General features: G+C 67.7%; 19 protein-coding genes. 9 read left to right on the forward strand and 10 right to left on the reverse strand.

The window, feature by feature from the left end; all coding sequences use genetic code 11:
• Positions 1–167 precede the first annotated feature (167 nt).
• Positions 168–2,687 (reverse strand): excinuclease ABC subunit UvrB, encoded by a 2,520-nt coding sequence (gene uvrB / locus JNK84_RS02860; protein ID WP_293420367.1) that lies wholly within the window; start codon positions 2,685–2,687, stop codon positions 168–170.
• 76 nt (positions 2,688–2,763) lie between these two features.
• Positions 2,764–3,795: an LLM class flavin-dependent oxidoreductase gene (locus JNK84_RS02865; protein WP_293420369.1), complete on the reverse strand. Its 1,032-nt coding sequence runs from the start codon at positions 3,793–3,795 to the stop codon at positions 2,764–2,766.
• Between the two features lie 194 nt (positions 3,796–3,989).
• Here JNK84_RS02865 and JNK84_RS02870 point away from each other — a divergent pair, with 194 nt between their 5' ends.
• A complete protein-coding gene (locus JNK84_RS02870; protein WP_293420371.1) occupies positions 3,990–4,964 on the forward strand; it encodes a Bug family tripartite tricarboxylate transporter substrate binding protein in 975 nt (324 codons plus the stop codon).
• A 16-nt stretch (positions 4,965–4,980) separates the two neighbouring features.
• Here JNK84_RS02870 and JNK84_RS02875 read toward each other — a convergent pair whose 3' ends face one another.
• Positions 4,981–5,433 (reverse strand): DUF3237 domain-containing protein, encoded by a 453-nt coding sequence (locus JNK84_RS02875; RefSeq protein WP_293420373.1) that lies wholly within the window; start codon positions 5,431–5,433, stop codon positions 4,981–4,983.
• 212 nt (positions 5,434–5,645) lie between these two features.
• Between JNK84_RS02875 and JNK84_RS02880 the strand changes: the two genes are divergently transcribed.
• Positions 5,646–7,340, forward strand: coding sequence for an efflux RND transporter periplasmic adaptor subunit (locus JNK84_RS02880; protein ID WP_293420375.1), 1,695 nt, complete (start codon positions 5,646–5,648; stop codon positions 7,338–7,340).
• 5 nt (positions 7,341–7,345) lie between these two features.
• Positions 7,346–8,098: an ABC transporter ATP-binding protein gene (locus tag JNK84_RS02885; RefSeq protein ID WP_293420377.1), complete on the forward strand. Its 753-nt coding sequence runs from the start codon at positions 7,346–7,348 to the stop codon at positions 8,096–8,098.
• Positions 8,099–8,120: 22 nt separating this feature from the next.
• Here JNK84_RS02885 and JNK84_RS02890 read toward each other — a convergent pair whose 3' ends face one another.
• From JNK84_RS02890 to JNK84_RS02920, 7 genes are all read right to left on the reverse strand, one after another.
• A complete protein-coding gene (locus tag JNK84_RS02890; protein WP_293420379.1) occupies positions 8,121–9,983 on the reverse strand; it encodes an AMP-dependent synthetase/ligase in 1,863 nt (620 codons plus the stop codon).
• On the reverse strand, positions 9,980–10,783 hold the full coding sequence (locus JNK84_RS02895; RefSeq protein WP_293420381.1) for an ABC transporter ATP-binding protein: 804 nt from the start codon (positions 10,781–10,783) through the stop codon (positions 9,980–9,982). The genes JNK84_RS02890 and JNK84_RS02895 overlap by 4 nt, the downstream gene beginning before the upstream one ends.
• A gap of 119 nt (positions 10,784–10,902) precedes the next feature.
• Positions 10,903–12,084, reverse strand: coding sequence for an ABC transporter substrate-binding protein (locus JNK84_RS02900; RefSeq protein WP_293420383.1), 1,182 nt, complete (start codon positions 12,082–12,084; stop codon positions 10,903–10,905).
• Between the two features lie 47 nt (positions 12,085–12,131).
• Positions 12,132–13,175: a branched-chain amino acid ABC transporter permease gene (locus JNK84_RS02905; protein ID WP_293420385.1), complete on the reverse strand. Its 1,044-nt coding sequence runs from the start codon at positions 13,173–13,175 to the stop codon at positions 12,132–12,134.
• A 58-nt stretch (positions 13,176–13,233) separates the two neighbouring features.
• Positions 13,234–14,118 (reverse strand): branched-chain amino acid ABC transporter permease, encoded by an 885-nt coding sequence (locus JNK84_RS02910; protein WP_293420387.1) that lies wholly within the window; start codon positions 14,116–14,118, stop codon positions 13,234–13,236.
• The gene (locus JNK84_RS02915; protein WP_293420389.1) at positions 14,118–14,963 is read right to left on the reverse strand and encodes an ABC transporter ATP-binding protein; all 846 of its coding nucleotides are present in this window, start codon (positions 14,961–14,963) and stop codon (positions 14,118–14,120) included. The genes JNK84_RS02910 and JNK84_RS02915 overlap by 1 nt, the downstream gene beginning before the upstream one ends.
• A gap of 196 nt (positions 14,964–15,159) precedes the next feature.
• Positions 15,160–15,363: a hypothetical protein gene (locus JNK84_RS02920; RefSeq protein ID WP_293420391.1), complete on the reverse strand. Its 204-nt coding sequence runs from the start codon at positions 15,361–15,363 to the stop codon at positions 15,160–15,162.
• A gap of 237 nt (positions 15,364–15,600) precedes the next feature.
• Here JNK84_RS02920 and JNK84_RS02925 point away from each other — a divergent pair, with 237 nt between their 5' ends.
• The 6 genes from JNK84_RS02925 to JNK84_RS02950 all read left to right on the forward strand — a co-directional run bounded on the left by JNK84_RS02925 (position 15,601) and on the right by JNK84_RS02950 (position 22,212).
• Positions 15,601–16,656, forward strand: coding sequence for a DctP family TRAP transporter solute-binding subunit (locus JNK84_RS02925; protein WP_293420393.1), 1,056 nt, complete (start codon positions 15,601–15,603; stop codon positions 16,654–16,656).
• Positions 16,657–16,726: 70 nt separating this feature from the next.
• On the forward strand, positions 16,727–17,236 hold the full coding sequence (locus JNK84_RS02930; RefSeq protein WP_293420395.1) for a TRAP transporter small permease: 510 nt from the start codon (positions 16,727–16,729) through the stop codon (positions 17,234–17,236).
• On the forward strand, positions 17,233–18,519 hold the full coding sequence (locus tag JNK84_RS02935) for a TRAP transporter large permease (protein ID WP_293420397.1): 1,287 nt from the start codon (positions 17,233–17,235) through the stop codon (positions 18,517–18,519). Before JNK84_RS02930 ends, JNK84_RS02935 begins: the two co-directional genes overlap by 4 nt.
• Positions 18,520–18,677: 158 nt before the next feature.
• A complete protein-coding gene (locus tag JNK84_RS02940; RefSeq protein WP_293420399.1) occupies positions 18,678–19,385 on the forward strand; it encodes a CoA transferase subunit A in 708 nt (235 codons plus the stop codon).
• Positions 19,386–19,399: 14 nt separating this feature from the next.
• Positions 19,400–20,065: a 3-oxoacid CoA-transferase subunit B gene (locus JNK84_RS02945; RefSeq protein WP_293420401.1), complete on the forward strand. Its 666-nt coding sequence runs from the start codon at positions 19,400–19,402 to the stop codon at positions 20,063–20,065.
• Between the two features lie 188 nt (positions 20,066–20,253).
• A complete protein-coding gene (locus JNK84_RS02950; RefSeq protein WP_293420403.1) occupies positions 20,254–22,212 on the forward strand; it encodes an AsmA family protein in 1,959 nt (652 codons plus the stop codon).
• Positions 22,213–22,246: the final 34 nt, after the last annotated feature.

Raw genomic sequence — 22,246 nt, forward strand, 5'->3', positions numbered from 1 at the left:
GGACCGCGTCTGCGGCCGACGGTGAAGCGGGAGCACAAGGGCGACACTCCCACCTGCCCGCTGCGCGGCTTACACTCTCCCGGAGGGCACCCGTAGGGCGGGAGAGGGCCCGGCGGATCTGAAACCCCAGCCCCTCGCCACCACCGGCCAACCCGACCGCGGGTCCTTTACCGGACCCGGCGGCGGGCAGAGGCGGCCTTCTTGATCTTCGCCTTGTCCTTGGCGCCCCAGCCGCCGCGGCTGGCGGCCTGCAGCGCCACCCCAGGCTTCTCCAGGCCGAGCTCGGAGGCCTCCAGCCTGCGGACCTCGTCGCGGAGCCTCGCCGCCTCCTCGAACTCCAGCTCGGCGGCGGCGGCGCGCATCCGCTTCTCCAGATCGGCGATGTGGCTCTTCAGGTTCTTGCCGACCAGGTGCACGTCCCCGGACGCGCCCGTGTCGACGGTGACGTAGTCCTTCTCGTAGACGCTCTGCAGCACGTCGGCGATGCCCTTGCGCACGCTCTCCGGGGTGATGCCGTGCTCGGTGTTGTAGGCCATCTGCCGTTCACGCCGGCGGTTGGTCTCGTCCAGCGCGTACTCGAGCGAGTCGGTCATGCCGTCGGCGTAGAGCACCACCCGGCCGTCGATGTTGCGCGCCGCCCGGCCGATGGTCTGGATCAGGCTGGTCTTGGAGCGGAGGAAGCCCTCCTTGTCGGCGTCGAGGATGGCGACCAGGGCGCACTCCGGGATGTCGAGGCCCTCGCGCAGCAGGTTGATGCCGACCAGCACGTCGAAGGCGCCGAGGCGGAGATCGCGCAGGATCTCGATACGCTCGATCGTGTCGATGTCGGAGTGCATGTAGCGCACGCGCACGCCCTGCTCGTGCAGGTATTCGGTGAGGTCCTCGGCCATGCGCTTGGTCAGCACGGTGACCAGCGAGCGATAGCCCTGCGCGGCGGTGGCCTTCACCTCGCCGATGAGGTCGTCGACCTGCGTGCGCGCGGGGCGGATGATGCAGGGCGGGTCGATCAGGCCGGTCGGCCGGATGACCTGTTCGGAGAAGGTGCCGCCGGTCTGCTCCATCTCCCAGCCGCCGGGGGTGGCCGAGACGTGGACGGTCTGCGGGCGCATCGCCTCCCATTCCTCGAAGCGCAGCGGGCGGTTGTCCATGCAGGAGGGCAGGCGGAAGCCGTATTCGGCCAGCGTCGCCTTGCGCCGGAAGTCGCCGCGATACATGGCGCCGATCTGCGGGATGGTGACGTGGCTCTCGTCGACGAAGACCAGCGCGTTGTCGGGAACGTATTCGAACAGGGTCGGCGGCGGCTCGCCGGGGCGGCGTCCCGTCAGCCAGCGCGAATAGTTCTCGATGCCGGCGCAGGAGCCGGTGGCCTCCATCATTTCGAGGTCGAAGCGGGTGCGCTGCTCGAGCCGCTGCGCCTCCAGCAGGCGGCCGGCCTTGTTCAGCTCGTCGAGGCGCCAGTTCAGCTCCTCCTTGATGCCGGAAATGGCCTGAACCAGCGTCGGGCGCGGCGTGACGTAGTGCGAATTGGCATAGACCTTCACGAAGGACAGGTCGGCGGTCTTGGCGCCGGTCAGCGGGTCGAATTCGGCGATGCTCTCGACCTCGTCGCCGAACAGGCCGATGCGCCAGGCGCGGTCCTCGAAGTGGGCGGGGAACAGTTCGATCGTGTCGCCGCGCACGCGGAAGGTGCCGCGCGAAAAGTCCAGCTGCGTGCGCTTGTACTGGAGCGCGATGAGATCGGCGATCAGCTGGCGCTGGTCGAGCCGCTCGCCCACCTTCACGCCGAAGGTCATGGCCGTGTAGGTCTCGACCGAGCCGATGCCGTAGATGCAGGAGACCGAGGCGACGATGATGACGTCGTCGCGTTCGAGCAAAGCGCGCGTCGCCGAGTGGCGCATCCGGTCGATCTGCTCGTTGATCGAGGATTCCTTCTCGATATAGGTGTCCGACCGGGGCACGTAGGCCTCCGGCTGGTAATAGTCGTAGTAGGAGACGAAATACTCGACGGCGTTGTTCGGGAAGAAGCTCTTGAACTCGCCGTAGAGCTGGGCCGCCAGCGTCTTGTTCGGCGCCAGCACGATGGCCGGCCGCTGCGTCTCCTGAATGATCTGCGCGGCGGTGAAGGTCTTGCCGGAGCCGGTGACGCCGAGCAGCACCTGATCGCGCTCGCCCTGGCCGATGCCGGCGACGAGTTCGGAGATCGCCTGCGGCTGGTCGCCGGCCGGCTTGAAGTCCGAGACGATCTGGAAGGCCTTGCCGCCCTCCCATTTCTCCGGCCGCGCCGGCTTGTGCGGCACCCAGACCTGGCCGTTGACCTCGGGGCGGCCCTCCTGGATCAGCCGTTCCAGCGCCTTGACCGTGGCGGTGACGCCGGACTTGCCGATCTCGTCCTCGATGTCGAGCGCCTGCGCGTCCTCCACCGCGATGCCGAGCCGGTGGGCCAGCGCCTTGTCGGTGACGCTGGCCTCGGGCTTGAAAGCCGCCTGCGGCGATTCTGCAAAGCCGGGTTGAGCCAGACCGGTGCTTGACCCGAGCCCAGCCGTGCCGCGATTGATGGCGGGATTGAGCAGGTCGGCGAGCGCCGGGCCGAGCGGCTTCAGCTCTGGCTTGGAGGCTTTCGATTTCGGCGCCCGGGTCGCCTTCGACGCGGCGGGCTTGTCGGCGGACGGTTTGGGCGATTTTGGCATGGTCGCAATATGGGCCTGCCGCCATGCGAACGGAAGGCGTCTGTTGCCGCCCTGCTGACAGGGGCTGGCGGCAATCTCACCCCACCATCTCCCTGACCATCGGCGCGACCTTCTCGCCGTAGAGGCGAATGCCGTTCATCAGCCTGTCGTGCGGCAGCGGGCCCGCGCTGTATTTCAGCTGAAACCGGCTGGCGCCCAGCGTCTTCACCGTCGCGGCGATCTTGCGCGCCACCGTTTCCGGGCCGCCGACATAGAGCGAGCCCTGATCGATCTCGCGGTCGAACTCGGCGCGCTGCATCGGCGGCCAGCCGCGCTCGGAGCCGATCTGGTCGCGCATCCGCTTGTAATCGGCATAGAACTCCTCGCGGGCGGCCGCGTCGGTCTCGCCGACATAGCCCGGCGAATGCACGCCGATGGGCTGTTCCGCCAGCTCGAACTGGCCGAGCGCGCGGTGATAGAGATCGACATAGGGGCGGAAGCGCGCGGGTTCGCCGCCGATGATCGCCAGCATCAGGGGCAGGTGATAGCGCGCCGCACGCACCACCGATTCCGGGCTGCCGCCGACCCCGATCCAGGTCTTGAGGCGCCCCGTCTCGATCGTCGGAAAGACCTGCTGGTTCTTGAGCGGCGGCCGGGTCGTACCTTCCCAGGTCACGGGATCGCCGGTCAGCAGATGCGCGAACAGGTCGAGCTTCTCGGAGAACAGCGTCTCGTATTGCGACAGGTCGAAGCCGAACAGCGGGAAGGACTCGGTGAAGGAGCCACGGCCGAGAATCACCTCGGCCCGGCCGTTGGACACGGCATCGAGGGTCGAGAAGCGCTGGAACACCCGGATGGGATCGTCCGAGGACAGCACGGTCACCGCCGATCCCAGGCGAATGCGCTTGGTTTGCGCGGCGATGGCGGCCAGCGCCACTTCCGGGGCGGAAATGGCGAAGTCGCCGCGATGATGCTCGCCGAGGCCGATGAAATCGATGCCCAATTCGTCGGCGAGCACGCCCTGCGCCACCACCTGCCGGATCACCTCGGCATGAGCCACGGGCTTGCCGTCCGCGCCGGCGGTGACGTCGCCGAACGTGTCGAGGCCGAGTTCAAGGGTGCGGGTCATGCGGGCTCCGTTGACGGGATCATGCGGCCAAAGGCCGCGCGAGACGGCGAATTCCGCAAAGAAAGCCATGTGGGGCGGCGATCGCCATTCTGGAAGCTGCATCCATGCAAGCGCGGCTTGCGCGGGCCGGCTTCCGCGCAATGAGACGCCGTGGCATGTCACTCTCCAAGCAATCGGCCGACAGGAAACGCCCCATGACCATCACCCGCCGCGCGGCCCTGCCGCTGATCGGTTCCGCCCTTGCCGCCCCCGGCCTCGCCCGCGCGCAGGCCGATTACCCGTCCCGCCCCGTGACCGTCGTCGTGCCGCAGGCCGCTGGCGGCGCCAACGACATTATCGGCCGCCTCGTCGCCGAGAAGCTCTCCGAGGTGCTCGGCCAGCGCTTCGTCATCGAGAACAAGGCCGGCGCCGGCGGCAATCTCGGCTCGCAGGCGGCCGCGCGCGCGACGCCGGACGGCTACACCCTGCTGGTGACGATCTCCGCCAGTCAGGCGATCAACCCCGCGCTCTATGCGCGCACCGGCTTCGATCCTGTGAAGGATTTCGCCCCGATCTCGATGCTCGGCACCGTGCCGAACGTGCTGGTCGTCAATCCGAATTTCGAGGCGAAGACCATCGCCGACCTGATCCGCATGGCGAAGGAGAAGCCGGGCTTCTACCAGTATGCCTCGGCCGGCAACGGCACGCTGAACCATCTCGTCGGCGAGATGCTGAAGTCGCGGGCCGGCATTGACCTCAAGCATATCCCCTATCGCGGCATCGCCCCGGCGCTCGCCGATGTCATTGCCGGCCACGTGCCGATGACCTTCGCCAACCTGCCGGCCGCGATCAGCCAGATCCAGGGCCGCACGGTGCGCGCCCTCGGCGTATCGACGCTGAAGCGCAACGGTTTCGTTCCCGACGTGCCGACCATCGCCGAGACCGTGCCCGGCTTCGACGCCGAACTGTGGATCGCGATCTACGGCGTCGCGGGCACGCCCCAGCCGATCATCGACAAGCTGGTCGCGGCAACCCACCGGGCCATGGCCGCGCCGGAGATGAAGGACAAGTTCGCGCAGCAGGGCGCGGAGATCGTCACCTCGACGCCGGCGGAACTGGCCGCCAAGCTGGACGCGGACCTGAAGGTCTGGGCCGAGATCGTCAAGGCGTCGGGCGCGCGGATCGAGTGAGGCAGGCCGCCCCCGCCTACCCGACTTCGTAGATGTCCAGCAGGACCTGGTCGGGCAGGCGCGCGCCCGCGCACACGAAGATCGACCGCATCAGCCACGCGAGGTCGGGGTCGCCGGTCTCGAAGCGCGGAACCGTGCGGAAGTAGATCAGCGCGGGGTCCACGGGCTCGCCGCGCTTCAGCCGGGCGATCAGCTCCGACGGGCCGCGGCGTATGCCGCTGTTCTCGACATAGACGCGGCTGCCGGTCTCGGTCTCGATGACATAGCGGGCGTGGATGTCGGCAAGCCCCTCGTCGCGGATCGACTGATAGTCCGTGCCACCGGGAAGGATCTTGCCTGTCAGCCGTGGGCCGCTGACCCGGCCGCCCAGGATCGGGATCAGGCGACGCTCGCCGAGCGGTGTCGCGCCGACCTCGATGGCAGGCGCGACGTCGGCAGCGATCGAGAAGACCGGGCGTAGCGTCAGCATGGTCCTGGGGCTCGCGGCTCGTCGGTTTCACCTGAAGGCGATCAGTAGCGTGATCGGGCGGCCAGACCCAGCGCCGCCCGGAATTTCCGCCATGCACGGCCTGAAGCGCGGCTTCGCACCTTCAAGGCCGGGCTCCGATCCTTTCCAAACTGTCACGTGATCCCTTGGCCGCGGCGTGGTAATTTCGACGGCAACCGAGGGACAATTCGCGCATGCGTCGCTGGCCGCTCTATCTCCTGATCCTCGCCGCGCTCGGCGGCGGCGCCTGGTGGTTCGCCGGGCCGGGTACCTTCGCGGTTGCCGACCAGCCGGCCTGGCGTACGGTCAAGGTCGATCGCGGCGACGTGGTGGCCTCCGTCAACGCCACCGGCACGATCAACCCGATCTCGACCGTCGTGGTCGGCTCGCAGGTCTCGGGTCAGGTGCTGGAGATCCTCGCCGACTTCAACACGCAGGTTGAAGCCGGGCAGATTCTCGCCCGCCTCGACCCGACGCAGGTGAAGGCACGCCTCGACGGCGCCCGCGCCGACCTCGCCAATGCGCGTGCCGGCCGGCAGGTGCAGGAGGCGCAGATCGAGCAGAGCCGCGCCGACATCGCCCGCGCCGAGGCCGCACGGCTCGATGCCGTGGCCAAGCTCGCGCAGGTTCAGGCCCAGCTCGCCGATGCCGAACGCATCCTCGCGCGCCAGAACGATCTCGGCACGCGCGGCTTCGCGGCGCAGGCCGCCATCGACACGGCCCGCGCCACGGCCGAGGCCCAGCGCGCGGCGCGCGATTCCGCGCGGGCGCAGATCGCCTCGGCGGAAGCGTCCAAGCAGTCCATCGAGGCGGGGTTGAGGGTGGCGCAGGCGACGCTCGGCACATCGGACGCCCAGATCATGCAGCGCGAGGCCGTCGTTCGTCAGATCGAGGTCGACCTCGCCAATACCGAGATCAAGTCGCCCGTGGTCGGCACCGTCGTCCAGCGCCAGGTCGAACTCGGCCAGACAGTGGCGGCCTCGCTGCAGGCCCCGACCCTGTTCCTCGTGGCGCAGGATCTCTCGTCCATGGAGATCTACGCCAATGTCGACGAGGCCGATGTCGGCCGCGTGCGCACCGGGCAGCCGGTGACCTTCTCGGTCAACGCCTATCCGAACCGCGAATTCCGCGGCGAGGTGAAGCTCGTGCGCCTCGGCTCGCAGACCATCCAGAACGTCGTCATCTACACGGCGGTCATCTCGTTTCAGAACCAGCGCCGGGAACTGCTGCCGGGCATGACCGCGACGCTCCGGATCATCTCCGATCGGCGCGACAATGTCGTGCGGGTGCCGAATTCGGCCCTCCGCTGGCGGCCGGCGGGGACGGCGGCCGAGACGCCGCAGCCGCAGCAATCCGCCAATCCCTTCGGCCCGCCGCAGATCGGCCGCGGCTGGGGCGGCGGCGGTCAGCAGCAGGGCGGCGGCCGGCAGATGAACGAGTTCGTCGAGAGCCTGAAGACCGAGCTCGGTCTCGACGCCAACCAGCGCGAGCAGATCGACGCCATCGTGACCGCGGCGCGCCCGCAATTCGCCGGCCTGATGGACCCCTCGCTCGACCGCAACCAGCGGCTGGAGCGTGTGCGCCAGATCCGCGCCGACATGGCGCGGCGCATCGAGACGGTCCTGACCGAGACGCAGCGCCCGACCTTCGCCGATATCCGCGCCCGCTATGAGGGCGGCAGGGGCGGCGCCGGCGGCCAGCCGGGCCGCGTCTTCGTGGTCGGCGAGGACGGCAAGCCGCAGGCCGTGGCTATCAGGCTCGGTGCGACCGACGGATCGACGACCGAAGTCGTCTCCGGCGCCATCGAGCCCGGCCGCGAGGTGATCATCGGCGGCGGCCCGCCCGCGACGGCCCAGTCGGCCCCGCAGCGCGGCTTCCGGATGTTCTGATCGCCATGGCCGATCCGGTGACCGAACGCCCGCTGATCGAGACCGTTGATCTCGCCCGCCACTACACGCTCGGCGACCAGGTGGTGACCGCGCTGGCCGGCGTCTCCGTGAACGTGGCGCGCGGCGAGTTCGTCGCCGTCATGGGCCCCTCCGGCTCGGGCAAGTCGACCTTCATGAACCTCGTCGGCTGCCTCGACAAGCCGACCGCCGGCCGCTACGTGCTCGACGGCGAGGAGGTCTCGGCCATGTCGGCGGACGGCCTCGCCGAGGTGCGTAACCGCAAGATCGGCTTCGTGTTCCAGCAGTTCAACCTGCTCGACCGGCAGGACGCGCTGGCCAATGTCGAGCTGCCGATGGTCTATGCCGGGCTCGGCCGCAGGGAGCGCCGCGCGCGGGCGGAGGCCTCTCTCGCCAAGGTCGGCCTCGCCGAACGCGTTCACCATCTGCCGACCCAGCTTTCGGGCGGTCAGCAGCAGCGCGTCGCCATCGCGCGCGCGCTCGTCAACGACCCCAAGGTGCTGCTGGCGGACGAGCCGACCGGCGCGCTCGACAGCCGCACCTCTCTGGAGATCATGGCGCTGTTCCAGGATTTGAACCGGCAGGGCATGACCGTGCTCGTCGTCACCCACGAGCCGGACGTCGCGACCTTCGCCAGCCGCGTGGTGCGCTTCAGGGACGGGCGCGTGCTGTCCGACACGAAGCAGGCGCCAATGGACGCGGCGCGGGCGCTGGAAGAGGCTGTCGAGGAAGCGGCGTGATCAGCGTCACGACGCCCGGGCCTCACGCATAGAGCCGCTTGATCGCGTCCGCGTATTTCGCCTCGATCGCCTTGCGCCGCACCTTCATCGTCGCGGTCACTTCGCCGTCATCGTGGTCGAGTTCCTTGTCGAGGATCTCGAAGCGGCGGATGTTGGCGACCTGCGCCAGCGTCTCGTTGGCCTTGTCGACCTCGGCCCGAACCAGTTCCACCACCTGCGGCGCCTGCGACAGGTTCTTGTAGTTGGTGAAGGCGATGCCCTTCATCTCGGCCCACTTGCCGACCGTCTCCATGTCGATCTGGATCAGGGCCGCGACATATTTCTGGCGGTCGCCGAAGACGATGACTTCCTTGACGAACGGGCTGGACTTCACCGCGTGCTCGATCTCGGTCGGCGACAGGTTCTTGCCGCCGGCGGTGATCATGATGTCCTTCTTGCGATCGACCACCTTGAGATGGCCACCCTGCATCTCGGCGACGTCGCCGGTGCGCAGCCAGCCGTCGACGATGGTCGCCTTCGTGGCCTCCTCGTTCTTGTAATAGCCCTCGAAGATGGTCGCGCCGCGGGCCATGATCTCGCCGTCCTCGGCGAGCTGGACCTGCGTTCCCTTCATCGCAATGCCGACGGTGCCGACCACCACATCCTCCGGCGTCTGGCCCAGAATGCCGCCGGACGTCTCGGTCATGCCGTAGATCTCGACCAGCGGCACGCCGATGGTGCGGAAGAAGCGGATCACCTCGGGCGCGATCGGAGCTGCGCCCGTGAAGGCGACGCGGCAGCGGGTCAGGCCGATGGCATTGTTCAAGGCGCGGAACACAGCGACATAGGCGAGCCCATGCTTGGCCTTCTCGACCAGCGACCACTGGCTGCGCGGCTTGTCCGCGAAAGGCGCGCACAGTGCGAACGCCCTGGCGTAGAGCCACTTCTGCAGCGGCTTGGCCTCGTACATCTTCACGCGGATGCCGGAATGCATCTTCTCCCAGATGCGCGGCACGCCGAGGAAGCTGAGCGGCGCGACCTCGCGAAGGTCCTCCTGCACGGTCCTGAGGCTCTCGCCGAAATTGACCTGGCTGCCGGAATAGAGCGGTCCGAACACCGTCGTCGCCTGCTCGGCCACATGGCAGAGCGGCAGGTAGGACAGCGTCGTCCAGCCCTCGCCGATGCCGTAGCGGTCCAGAAGCCCGTTCGCCCCCGCGCGGATGTTGCGGTAGGACAGCATCGCGCCCTTGGGCTTGCCGGTGGAGCCGGACGTGTAGATCAGGAGCGCGATGTCGGACAGCGAATGGTCCTTCATCAGCTCGTCGATCAGGCCGGGGTTCTTTTCGTACTCGGCGCGGCCGAGCGCCTCCACCTCGTCGAAGGTCATGACGAGCCCCGGCTCGTAGCCGGCAAGGCCGCGGTTCTCCAGCGCGATGATCCTGGTCACCTTCGGCAGGTCGGCGCGCGCCTCCACCACCTTGTCGATCTGCTCCTGGTCCTCGCAGACAACGATGGAGCAGTCGGAATGGTCGAGGACATAGGCGACCTCGTTCGACGGGCTGGTCGGGTAGACGCCGACCGTCACCGCGCCGACCGCGCCGGCGCCCAGCTGCGACAGCACCCATTCGATGCGGTTTTCGGAGATGACGCCGATATGGCCTTTCGGCCCGAGGCCGAGCGCGCGGAAGCCGAGACCGACATGGCAGGCGCGCAGCCAGTATTCCGCGAAGGTCGTCGGCCGCCAGATGCCGAAGCGCTTCTGGCGCAGCGCGATGCGGTCGCCCCGCTCGGCGGCGTGCTTCTTCAGCATCTCGACGATGGTCAGCGTCGGCAGGGCGGCGGCCGGATCGGCGGCGGAGGATGCCACCTCGCGCGGCATGTCCAGGGTCATTGCGCTCGCGGTCATGACAGCCACCTCTTGCGCCGCTTGTAGTGCTTGATGTCGCGATAGCTCTTGTGGGAGAGCCCGAGATAGAATTCCTGCACGTCGCGGTCGGCGATCAGCTTTTCGGTCGGGCCGTCGATGACGATGCGGCCGGTTTCCATGATGTAGCCGTAATGGGCGATGGAGAGCGCCACGGAAGCATTCTGCTCGACCAGCAGCATGGAGACACCCTCCTCGGCATTGATCCGTGCGATGATCGCAAAGATCTCCTCGACCAGCAGCGGCGCAAGGCCAAGCGAGGGCTCGTCCAGCAGGATGACGCGGGGCTTCGCCACCAGAGCGCGCCCGATAGCCAGCATCTGCTGCTCGCCGCCGGACAGATAGCCGGCAATGGATTTGCGCCGTTCGGCGAGGCGAGGGAAGTAGCGGTAGACCAGATCGAAGTCGGGTTTGGCGTCGTCGCGGCCGGTCAGCGCATAGGTCGCGGAGGTCAGGTTCTCCTCGACCGTCAGGTCGCCGAAGATGCGCCGCCCTTCCATGACGTGGAACAGGCCCGAACGCACGAGCTTGTGCGGCGTCACCTGCTCCACCGGCTTGCCGTCGAAGATGATGCGCCCCTCGGTGACCTGGCCGTTCTCCATCGGCAGCAGCGCCGACACCGCCTTGAGCACGGTCGACTTGCCCGCGCCGTTGGAGCCGAGCAGCGCCACGATGCGGCCCTTCGGCACGGCGAGCGACAGGCCACGCAGCGCCTGAATTGCCTTGTTGTAGACCACCTCGATATTGTTGACCTCGAGGATCGCGTCGGCCGTCTCTGCCATGGTCTCACCGCCAGAGCATGCTGCGGAAAACTGGAATCCGGCTTTCCGGCGCCAGCATGCGGAAACTGGGAACCCCTGAGGGAAAGCGGCGGCCCCGCCAAAGCGAGGCCGCCGGTCAGTCAGCTTGCCGCCGAGATGGTGATCCAGTCAGAGGCAGGCTTCAGCGCCTTGTCGGCAGCGCTGTATTGATAGACCCGGCCGTGCGGGAACGAGTTGCCGGTCATGGTGATCGGCACGCCGAACACGCCGCCGGAATCGAAGTTCCTGATGGCGCGGGCATGCTTCATCATGTTGACCGCGTTCAGCTCCTGGTTGGCCCCGAGCGTGCGCTTCAGCACCTCGATCGCCAGCATCGCGTTGGTCCAGCCCTGGTAATAGGCGTGGGTGCGCACCTTGCCGACATTCGCCGCCTTGATCGCCTCGATCTGCGCGCCGGTCGCCGCCGGATCGAAATTGTAGGCCGAGACGCCCATGTAACCGTCGGCGGCAGCGCCGGCGCGGTTCATCAGCACGGTGTCGGTCGAGTAGAACGTGCCCATGAACTTGGAGGTCATGCCGGCCTGACGGGCCTGCGCCATGAACTCCGGGATCGGCTGCAGCACGTAGCCGTGGAAGATCACGAAGTCCGGATTGCGCCGGCGGATCTTGAGCACGTCACCCGACACGTCGACCGAACCCGGCTGCGTGACGATCTTCTCCACCAGGTTCAGTTCGAGGCGCTTGGCCTCGGCCTCGCCGGCGGCGATCGGGTCACGGCCGAACTCGGTGTCCGAATGGACGAACACGACCGAAGCGCCCTTCTTCTGGCTGGCGATGTAGCGCAGCAGAACGCGCATCTGGTCGGAATAGTTCGGGCCGGGAATCCACTGGTTGGTGAAGGCCTGCGGATTGTCGATCTCGGAGGCGAAGGACGCGCCGGCCATGACGGTCGTGCCGCGACGGTTCAGCTCGGGATTGATCGCCTTCTGGAAGCCGGTGGAGTCGCCGAAGAACACCGGCACCTGATGCTGCGAGGTGATGCGCGTGAAGATCGCCACCGCATTGTCGACCCGGTAACCGGAATCCTCGTTCACGTAGCGGATGCGGCGGCCGGCGACGCCGCCGCTCTTGTTGACGTGCTCGAAATAGTCGCGGCCGCCCTCGAAGCCTTCGACGCCCGCGAAGGCGAAAACGCCGGACATCGGATTGGCGGCGCCGATGACAAGTTCGGGGGCCTGGGCGAAGGCGCGGCCTCCTCCCGTCGAGACGAGGGCTGCGCCGAGGCCGAGTGCGTTGAATGCACGACGGGAAAGTTGGGTCATGATGGTCTCCTCGAGTGTGTGTCCCGCCTTGCCGGCGGTGTCGTGTGTCAGGTGCGGAACGGCCAGAGCGCGAAGAACCGGCGCATGCGGCGCCAGACCTCGGCGAGGCCCATGGGTTCGAAGATCAGGAAGCCGACGATCAAGAGGCCGAAGACGATGTTGCGGACCGGCGCGAGATAGATCGACGCATCCGGGAACCACGGCACCAGCGCCGTCGCCGACAGTTTCAGCACTTCCGGCACGAGGGTCATGAAGATCGCGCCGAAAATGCCGCCGATGATCGTGCCGGCCCCGCCGACGATGACGGCGGCGAGGAAGAAGATCGAAGCCAGCGCGGGGAAGCTCTCCGGCGTCACCACGCGGAACAGATAGGCCCAGAGCCCGCCCGCCACGCCCGCATAGAAGGACGAGATGGCGAAGCTCATCAGCTTGTAGCGCAGAAGCGAGATGCCGATGATCTCGGCGGAGATGTCGCGGTCGCGGATGGCGATGAAGGCGCGTCCGACCCGCGTGCGGAACAGGTTCTTGGCCGCCAGCACCATGACCACGCAGATCGGCATGACCAGCCAGTAGAGCCGGTCCGGCGTCGCCATCTCGATGCCGAGGATGCGCGCGGTCGGCACGTTGAGGCCGCGCAGGCCCCCGGTCACCGGCGTCCAGTTCAGGAAGATGAAGCCGAGGATCACCGCGGCCGCCAGCGTCGCAATGGCGAGATAGAGGCCCTTGATGCGCAGAGACGGCAGGCCGACGAGATAGCCGATGGCGGCGGCGACCGTGCCGGCGAGCGCGAGATTCAGGAGAACCGGCGTGCCGAAACGCCCGTCGAAGAAGGCGACCGTGTAGGCGCCGACCGCCATGAAGGCGGCGTGGCCGAGGCTGACCTGGCCGGTATAGCCGGTCAGCACGTTGAGGCCGGTGGTCGAGATGATGTTGATCATCACCAGCACGGCAAGGAACATCCAGTAGTTCGACGCGCCGAGCGGATAGACGAGCAGGCCGGCGACAAGCAGGCCGAACCAGACGCGCTGCGTGTCGGTCTTGAACAGGCCCTCGTCGGCCGCGTAACTCTCTTTCGCGGTGGCGATACGCATCAGAATGCCCTCCGCATGCCTTTGCCGGAAAACCGGTTCCCACTTTTCCGCGGCATGCTCAGAGCCTCTCGATCTCGTGCGTGCCGAACAGGCCGTAGGGCCTGACCACCAGCACCACCAGCAGGATCGAGAAGGTGGCGAGCAGCTTGAACTCGCCGCCGAGGAAGCGCCCGACCATCGCCTCCAGCCAGCCGATGAACAGGCCGGCGATCAGCGCGCCGGCGATGGAGTCGAGGCCGCCGACGATCACCACGACGAAAACCGACAGGCCGAACAGGCCCATGGCCGACGAGATGCCGCCGACCGAGCCGACGAGGATGCCGGCGAGCGCCGCGACCACGGCCGCCAGCATCCACGAGAAGGAGAAGACACCGGGCACGTCGATGCCCACCGAGGATGCCGCCGCGCGATCCGTCGCGGTCGCGCGCAGCGCGATGCCGCCGCGCCAGAAGGCGAAGACCGTGATCAGCACCGCCATCACGACGGCGGCGATCAGGAAGGAATAGGCGGTCTTCGAGGGAATGAAGGCGTCCGCGATGATGATCGGTTGCGAGGGCAGGAATTCCGGCAGGCGACGCGGCTCCGCCGACCAGATCAGTTCGACCACACCGATCAGGATCGAGGTCAGGCCGATCGTTACCATGAAGACCGAAACGGGATTGTCCTTCATCAGCGGCCGGATCATCGTCCGTTCGATGACGCCGCCGATGACCGCCGCGACAACCAGCGTCAGCGGCACGGAGGCCCAGATCGGCAGGGACAGGCCCGCCGAGAAGCCGTAGAACACGAAGGCGCCGATCATCAGCATCTCGCCGATGGCGAGATTGATGACCTTGGTGGCCTTGTAGATGATCACGAAGGCGACGCCGGTCAGCGCCATCAGCGCGCCGGTCCCGAGCCCGGCAAGGCTCGTTTCCACCACATCGATGAATTCGACGGCCATCAGGCGACCTCCTCGACAGCCGCCTTGTGCGGATCGCCCGACGATCCGAGATAGGCCTTGATGACATCCGGATTGGCGCGCACCTCGGCCGGCGTTCCGGCGGCGATGCGGCGGCCGAAATTCAGCACGCAGACGTGGTCGGAAATGTCCATGACCATGCCCATGTCGTGCTCGACCAGCAGCACGCTGATGCCCCATTCCTCGCGCACGTCGAGGATGGCGCGGGCCATGTCCTCGGTCTCCTCGCGGTTCATGCCGGCGACGGGCTCGTCGAGCATCAGGATGCGCGGACGCATGGCGAGCGCGCGGGCGAGCTCGACCTTCTTCTGCAGGCCGTAGGGCAGGATCGCCACCGGCACGTTGCGGATGTGGTCGAGTTCGAGAAAATCGATGACGTCACGCTCGATCTCGGCGCGCAGCTCCATCTCCTCGCGCTTGGCGCGGCCCCAGTAGAGGAAGGCGTCGAAGACGTTGGTGTTCAGGTGTGCGTGGCGGCCGAGCTTGATGTTGTCGAGCACGGTCATGCCGCGGAATAGCGCGATGTTCTGGAAGGTGCGGGCGAGGCCGAGCTTGGCGCGCTCGCGCGCCGGGACATGGGTGATGTCCTCGCCGTCGAGTTTCACCGTGCCGGTCTTCGGCTTGTAGAAGCCGGAAATGGCATTGAAGGCCGAGGTCTTGCCGGCGCCGTTGGGTCCGATCAGCGCGGTGATCGAGCCGGCGGCGACATTCAGCGACACACCGTCGAGCGCCTTCACGCCGCCGAACTGCAGCGAGAGGCCATCCACGTCGAGAGCGGCGGCTGGCGGCCGCACGGGCGCGGCCGAATGCAATGGCGACACCGCCATATCCTCCCTGGAAGGCGCCGCGCGGCTTGCCGCCGTCTTCGTCGCCGATGCGTTCCATGCCGGCCCCAAGCAGGTCCGACCCTCGGCCGCAACCTACTCACGGGTATGGTCAGGTCAATGCGATTTCGCGCCTCGGGAGCCCGATTCAGCCATTTGGACGATGGCGGATGGTCGCATGGGCGTCCCGGCTCGCGATTCAGCCGTCGAGCTTCGTCAGGCCGGCTTCCGCGAAACCGCCATCTGCGGCGATGGCGAGGCCGGTGATGCAGGCGGACTGGCCTCCGTCGAGCAGGAAGGCGGCGAGCGCCGCAGCATCCGTCACGTCGACTGCCGCATAGCTGCCCTTCGCGCCGAACGCGATCTCCGCGGAGGCGGTCCCCGTCGGCGCGGACCGTGGCAAGGCCGATGCCCGAGGCGCCGCCGGCAATGGCGACGATCCCGCGCTGCATCCGCCCCTCTCGCAGCGTTCCGCAGTCATCGAACCACCACGCGACCGCTACGTCACTTCCGGGGCTTTCCGGTCAGAGAACCCTTGCCAGCGCCGCCGTCATCGTCCCATCATCCCGCAACCAACCGGGCCGCCAGATGCCCGGGCTTCACAAGGGTCCGGAAACGTAATCGAGAAGGGAGGCGCCCGATGTCGGAGCGCAGCAACGGGTTTCGCGTGACGCGCCGCACGGCGGTCGCAGGCGTAGGCGCGATGGTCTTCGCGCCGTGGGTGTCCAGGGCGCAGACGCTCAAGACCGAGTACAAGCTGTCGGTGGTCGGCAACCGGCCGATCGCGCTGTCGGAAGGCGCCTTCCAGTGGGCCGAGATGGTGACCCAGCGCACCAATGGCCGCATCAACGTCAAGGTCTATCCGGGGTCTCAGCTCGTCGGCGGCGACCAGACGCGCGAACTGGTCGCCATGCGCCAGGGCGTGATCGACTTCACCGTGTCCTCGACCATCAACATCTCGCCGCAGGTGCGCGAGATGAACCTCTTCTCGCTGCCCTTCCTGATGCCCGATCACAAGGCCTTCGACGCCATCGTCAACGGCGAGGTCGGCCAGGCGCTGTTCAAGGTCATGGAGAGCCGCGACGTGGTGCCGCTCGCCTGGGGCGAGAACGGCTTCCGCGAACTGTCCAACTCCAAGCGACCGATCCGCGCGCCGGCGGACCTGCGCGGCCTGAAGATCCGCTTCGCGGCCGGCGCCATCTTCTCCGACATCTATAACGGCCTCGGCGCCAATCCCGTGCAGATGTCCTTCGCCGATTTGCAGCCGGCGCTTTCGACCGGCGCGGTGGACGGGCAGGAGAACCCGGTCAACCTGTTCCTCGGCCTGAAGATGGACGCGCTCGCCCAGAAGCACATGACGATCTGGAACTATTGCGTCGACGCCGGCCTGTTCCACGTCGCCAAGCCCGTCTGGGAGACCTTCTCCGCCGCCGACAAGGAGATCGTCCGCCAGAGCGCGCTGGACGCGGCGAAGGTCCAGATCGGGGCGACCCGCAAGGGCCTCGGCGTCCTCGACCCCAACGACAAGTCGTCGCTGGAGGAACTGGCCAAGCGCGGCGTCGCGACGGTGTCGCTGACGGCGGAGGAGAAGCGCGCCTTCGCCCGCGCCACGCGGCCGGTCTTCGACAAATGGGCGGCGCAGGTCGGTGCTGACCTCGTCAAGAAGGCCGAGGCCGTGGTCGCCGCCAATAGCTGAGGCCTTGAAGCCAAAGCCCACAGCCGGGCCCGGCCCGGCTGTGCTCTCTCCCGCCTGAAAGCACATCGCCTTGTCAGCCGAACCCGATCCGACGGCCCAGCAGCCGAATCCGCCGACGCGCGTGCCCCTGAAGATCGAGGAGGTGCTGATCGCAGCCGCCATGGCCGGCATGGCGCTGATCACCTTCGGCAACGTGGTCGTGCGCTACCTGACCAGCGTCTCCTTCGCCTTCACCGAGGAATATTCCGTGGTGCTGATGGTGGTGGTGACCATGCTCGGCACGTCGCTGGCGGTTGCCGCCGGGCGCCACATCCGCATCGGCTATTTCGTCGATCTGCAAAGGCCGGCGGTGCGCGCCCGCTTCGAGATCGGCGCGATGGCGCTGGTGATCGTCTGTTTCGGCATCCTGTTCGTCTATGGCGCGCGCCTGACCTGGGACGAATACCGCTTCGAGGTACTGTCACCGGGTCTTGGCCACCCGCAATGGCTGTATACCGGCATGCTGCCGCTGCTCGCTCTTGCCGTCATCGGCCGGGCTGTCGGCCGGATCATCCGCTTCGCCAGGGGTGAACAGGCATGACCGGCTTCATCCTCTTCGGTGCCTTCGTCGTCATGCTGCTCGGCGCCGTGCCGATCGGCGTCGCCCTCGGCCTCGCCGGCACGCTTGCCATCTGGCTCGCCGGGCAGAGCATCATGGCCGTGCCGACCAACGTCTATGCCGGCATCGCCAAATATCCGCTGATCGCCATCCCGATGTTCGTTCTTGTCGGCTCGGTCTTCGACCGCACCGGCGTGGCGCTGCGGCTGGTGCGTTTCGCCACCGCTCTCGTCGGCGCGGGGCGCGGCGCGCTCGCGACGGTGTCGGTGCTGGTCGCCATGGTCATCGGCGGCATTTCGGGCTCGGGTCCCGCGACGTCGGCGGCGGTCGGACAGGTCGTCACGCGCTCGATGATCCGCGACGGCTATCCGCGCGCCTTCATCGCCTCGACGGTCGGCGCGGCGGCGGCCACCGACATTCTCATCCCGCCCTCCATCGCCTTCATCATCTACGCCGTGATGGTACCGGGCGTCTCGGTGCCCGCGATCTTCGCGGCCGGCATGTTCCCGGGCATCCTCGCCGGCATCGCCATCATCGTGCCGATCCTGATCATCTCCTGGATCAAGAATTTCGGCGGCCAGATGCGCGAGACGGAGGACCGCCTCACCGTCTGGGGCACGTTCAAGGAGGCGATCTGGGGCCTGATGGCGCCCATCGTCATCCTCGGCGGCATGCGCATCGGCGCCTTCACGCCGACGGAGGCTGCCGTCATGGCCGTCTTCTACGGCCTGTTCATCGGCTTCTTCGTCTATCGGACGCTGACGTTCCGCGACGTCTACGAGATGCTGGTCGAGGCGGGCGAGCTCTCCGCCGTCATCCTCATCGTCGTGGCGCTCGCCTCGGTCTTCGCCTGGTCGACCTCGACGCTCGGCGTCATCGAGCCCGTGGCGAAATGGATCGTCGGTCTCGGCCTCGGCGAATACGGCACCATCGCGCTGCTGATGATCGCGCTGATCATCATCGGCATGTTCCTCGACGGCGTCTCGACCTTCCTGATCCTGCTGCCCGTCCTCATCCCCATCGCCAATTCCTTCGGCTGGGATCTCGTCTGGTTCGGCGTGATCCTGACCATGAAGATCGCCATCGGCCAGTTCACCCCGCCGCTGGCGGTCAATCTCATGGTGTCCTGCCGGATCGCGCAGGTGCCGATGGAGGCGACCATACCGTGGGTGGTGTGGATGATCCTCGCCATGTTCGTGGCGCTGGCCATGGTTGTCGCCGTTCCGGACATCGCGCTCTGGCTGCCGCGCGTGCTGGGCTACTGACCGGCTCTGCATTTCGGCCGAGGCGGTCCTGCCGAACCTGACGGCCGGTTCATCTTGATGCACCGCGCAAAATCCACCATTGTCCGCCGGTCAGTTCACCGGATGCACGAGGCATTCCAACCGAGGCCGCCGATGTGGCCCGTGGGAGGCGATTTCAGATGAGTTCAAAGGTTTATTCCTCCGCAAGGGAGGCCCTGGCCGGCCAGATCAAGGACGGCATGACGCTGATGGCCGGCGGGTTCGGCCTCTGTGGCATTCCCGACGTGCTGATCGAGGCGGTGCGCGATTCCGGCGCGAAGAACCTCACCTTCATTTCCAACAATGCAGGCGTCGACGGCGCCGGCCTCGGCATCCTGCTGGAGACCAAGCAGATCAGGAAGATGATCTCGTCCTATGTCGGCGAGAACAAGCTGTTCGCCCAGCAGTTCCTGTCCGGTGAGCTGGAGCTCGAATTCAACCCGCAGGGCACGCTGGCCGAGCGCATCCGCGCTGGCGGCGCCGGCATTCCCGCCTTCTTCACCAAGACCGGCGTCGGCACGATCATCGCCGACGGCAAGGAGGTCCGCGAGTTCGACGGCGAGAAATACGTGATGGAGCGCGGCCTGTTCGCCGACATCTCGCTCGTCCACGCCTGGAAGGCCGACAAGGAAGGCAATCTCGTCTTCCGCAAGACCGCCCGCAACTTCAACCCGATGATGGCCACCGCCTCGCGCATGACCATCGTGCAGGTCGAGCACCTCGTCGACGTCGGCGAGATCGATGGCGACGCCATCCACACGCCCGGCGTCTACGTGAAGCGCATCGTCCACGTGCCGAATGCGGTCAAGCGCATCGAGCAGCGCACCACCCGCCCGAAAGCGGCCTGAGAGGAGACGAGACCATGGCATGGACCCGTGACCAGATGGCCGCCCGCGCCGCCAAGGAATTGCGCGACGGCTTTTACGTGAACCTTGGCATCGGCATCCCGACGCTGGTTTCCAACCACATCCCCGCCGGCATGAGCGTCCAGCTCCAGTCGGAGAACGGCATGCTCGGCATGGGCCCCTTCCCCTTCGAGGGCGAGGAGGACCCGGACCTGATCAATGCCGGCAAGCAGACCATCACCGAGCTGCCGACGACGAGCTATTTCTCCTCGTCGGATTCGTTCGCGATGATCCGCGGCGGCCATATCGACCTGTCGATCCTCGGCGCCATGCAGGTGGCCGAGAACGGCGACCTCGCCAACTGGATGATCCCCGGCAAGATGGTGAAGGGCATGGGCGGCGCCATGGACCTCGTCGCCGGCGTCAAGAAGGTCGTCGTGGTGATGGAGCACGTCGCCAAGGACGGCCCGAAGCTGCTCAAGGCCTGCAACCTGCCGCTGACCGGCGCCAATGTCGTCGATCTCGTGATCACCGACCTCGGCGTCTTCTCGATCGACAAGAAGGGCGGCTCCGGCATGACCCTGGTCGAGACCGCCGACGGCGTCACCGTCGACGAGATCCGCGCCAATACGGAGGCGAACTTCACCGTCGCCCGCAACCTGCTAGCCGCCGCCGGGGCCTGATCCCGGCGCGCCGTTCCAGCGGCCCGATCAGGGGAGGCTGTCACAGCCTCCCCTTTTTCGTGCCGTGGGCGCCCCCTCCCGCGGCCATGGATTTGCCACGTCGGGCAGACATCTTCCGCTCAACGTCAGCATCGCTATAGTCGCCGCCCGTTACCTATCCCGGTACGGACCCTGCAGGATCGCGCCGCGTGAGCCTTGCCTCTTCCCTCAAGCGGGTTCTGATCGCCGCGGGCGTCACGATCGTCGCGCTCGGCGCGGCCACCGCGCTCGTTCCGGCCCTGCTGCCGGGCGAGTCCGTGCGCCACGACGTCGCCGCCGAGCTCACCCGCCGCATGGGCCTGCCGGTGACCATCTCGGGGCCCGTCTCGGTGAGTGTCGTGCCGCAGCTCTCGATCCGGCTCGACGGCGTGCGGATGGCCGAGGCCGACGCGGCCGAGCCGCAGGCCACCGCCGAGGCCGTCGTCGCCTCGTTCCGCCTTCTGCCGCTGATCACCGGCAAGGTCTCGATCTCCGAATATGTGCTGGTCCGGCCGCGCATCGCGGTCAGGGTGGCGCGCGATGGCGCGTCGAACTGGGACGGCGCATTCCGCCGGCTGCGCGAGGCTGCGCGCGAGACCGGCCGCACGGTCGCCGATCTCAGGATCGTCGAGGGCGAGGCGCTCGTGACCGACGAGAAGACCGAGAGCCGCGCCGCGCTCAGCGCCATCGAATTCGCCATCTCGTGGCCGGGTCCGAACCGGCAGGCCAACATTTCCGGCACCCTCACCGCGAATGGCGAGCCGGTCGAGATCAATGCCGTGGTCGCCCGGCCGCTGGCGCTGTTCACCGCCGAACCGACGGGCGTGAAGATGCGCGTCACCTCGGCGCCGATGAAGAGCGCCTTCGAGGGCACCGTGACCAACGGCGACACGCTGACCGCTGCCGGCGCGATGACACTGGAGACCGGATCGCTGCGCCAGCTCCTGCGCTGGCTCGGCCAGAATCCCGGCGTCGGGCCGTCTTTCGGCACCTTCGCGCTCAAGGGCGACGTCCAGCTGCAGCCGAATTCGCTGGCCTTCACCAAGGTCAACACCGAGCTGGACGGCAATGTCGCCGACGGCGCCCTGTCGATCAGCTTCGAGGGCGCCCGCCCGCAGGTGCAAGGCACGCTGGATGCCGGGCGCGTCGTCGCGACCACCTATTTCCGCGACCTCCGGTTCACCGCCGATGGCAATCAGGGCTGGAACCGCCGACCCATCGATCTCTCCGCCATTGCCGCCATCGACCTCGACCTCCGGCTCTCGGCGAGCGAGGTCGTTGTCGGCCACGCGAGCCTCGGCCGCTCCGCCGCCTCCGTCGTCGCCCGTGGCGGGCGGCTGACTGTCACGCTCGGCGAGGCCCAGGCCTATGGCGGCACGCTGTCCGGCGCGCTCGTCGTCGCCCCGCGCGGCGAGGAGATGGATGTACGCGCCTCGCTCAATGTCCAGCGCGCGCAACTCGGCCTCGGCCTCGGCGAGTGGTTCGGCTTCCGCCGGCTCGACGGGACGGCCAACACCCAGCTGTCGATCGAGGCGCGCGGCGCCAGCATGGCCGACCTTGCCCGAACGGCCAGCGGCCAGATGATGCTGACCGCCGTCGAGGGCGCCGTCCACGGCTTCAATGCCGAAGCGATCCTGCGCCGGCTCGAGCGCCGGCCGCTCGCCACGACCGGCGCCGACACGCGCTCCGGCCGCACCGCCTATGACCGGATCGCGGCGACGATACGCGTGGCCGGCGGCGTGGCCACGACCACCGACCTCGTGCTCGACGGGCCGATGGTGCGCGTCAATGTCGAGGGCGTCGCAAGCCTGCCCGCCCGTGAATTCGACATGCGCGGCATCGCGACACTGAAGCGCCGCACCACGTCGGGCAGCACGGCGGAGCAGAATTTCGAGCTGCCCTTCGTCGTTCAGGGCCCGTGGGACGATCCCTTCATCCTGCCCGATCCGCAGGCGCTGATCCGCCGCTCGGGTGCGGCGGCCCCGCTGCGCGACGTGACGCGCGACCGCGACGCGCTGCGCGCCGTGCTGGACGCGATCAATCGCCACGCCTCGCAGGAAGCCGACCTCTCCTCGCCGCCCCCTGCCAGTTCCTTCAATCCCTTCGCGCCGATCCTGCCCCGCGACTGATGCGCGCGGCGCGGCCCTCGGATGGCCGGATTTC

This window comes from Phreatobacter sp. (assembly GCF_016793595.1).
Classification (GTDB): domain Bacteria; phylum Pseudomonadota; class Alphaproteobacteria; order Rhizobiales; family Phreatobacteraceae; genus Phreatobacter.

Excerpts from the sequence above, each read along its gene's own strand:
- uvrB (WP_293420367.1), bottom strand. The coding sequence starts at position 2,687 with ATGCCAAAATCGCCCAAACCGTCCGCCGACAAGCCCGCCGCGTCGAAG.
- JNK84_RS02865 (WP_293420369.1), bottom strand. The coding sequence starts at position 3,795 with ATGACCCGCACCCTTGAACTCGGCCTCGACACGTTCGGCGACGTCACC.
- JNK84_RS02870 (WP_293420371.1), top strand. The coding sequence starts at position 3,990 with ATGACCATCACCCGCCGCGCGGCCCTGCCGCTGATCGGTTCCGCCCTT.
- JNK84_RS02875 (WP_293420373.1), bottom strand. The coding sequence starts at position 5,433 with ATGCTGACGCTACGCCCGGTCTTCTCGATCGCTGCCGACGTCGCGCCT.
- JNK84_RS02880 (WP_293420375.1), top strand. The coding sequence starts at position 5,646 with ATGCGTCGCTGGCCGCTCTATCTCCTGATCCTCGCCGCGCTCGGCGGC.
- JNK84_RS02885 (WP_293420377.1), top strand. The coding sequence starts at position 7,346 with ATGGCCGATCCGGTGACCGAACGCCCGCTGATCGAGACCGTTGATCTC.
- JNK84_RS02890 (WP_293420379.1), bottom strand. The coding sequence starts at position 9,983 with ATGACCGCGAGCGCAATGACCCTGGACATGCCGCGCGAGGTGGCATCC.
- JNK84_RS02895 (WP_293420381.1), bottom strand. The coding sequence starts at position 10,783 with ATGGCAGAGACGGCCGACGCGATCCTCGAGGTCAACAATATCGAGGTG.
- JNK84_RS02900 (WP_293420383.1), bottom strand. The coding sequence starts at position 12,084 with ATGACCCAACTTTCCCGTCGTGCATTCAACGCACTCGGCCTCGGCGCA.
- JNK84_RS02905 (WP_293420385.1), bottom strand. The coding sequence starts at position 13,175 with ATGCGTATCGCCACCGCGAAAGAGAGTTACGCGGCCGACGAGGGCCTG.
- JNK84_RS02910 (WP_293420387.1), bottom strand. The coding sequence starts at position 14,118 with ATGGCCGTCGAATTCATCGATGTGGTGGAAACGAGCCTTGCCGGGCTC.
- JNK84_RS02915 (WP_293420389.1), bottom strand. The coding sequence starts at position 14,963 with ATGGCGGTGTCGCCATTGCATTCGGCCGCGCCCGTGCGGCCGCCAGCC.
- JNK84_RS02925 (WP_293420393.1), top strand. The coding sequence starts at position 15,601 with ATGTCGGAGCGCAGCAACGGGTTTCGCGTGACGCGCCGCACGGCGGTC.
- JNK84_RS02935 (WP_293420397.1), top strand. The coding sequence starts at position 17,233 with ATGACCGGCTTCATCCTCTTCGGTGCCTTCGTCGTCATGCTGCTCGGC.
- JNK84_RS02940 (WP_293420399.1), top strand. The coding sequence starts at position 18,678 with ATGAGTTCAAAGGTTTATTCCTCCGCAAGGGAGGCCCTGGCCGGCCAG.
- JNK84_RS02945 (WP_293420401.1), top strand. The coding sequence starts at position 19,400 with ATGGCATGGACCCGTGACCAGATGGCCGCCCGCGCCGCCAAGGAATTG.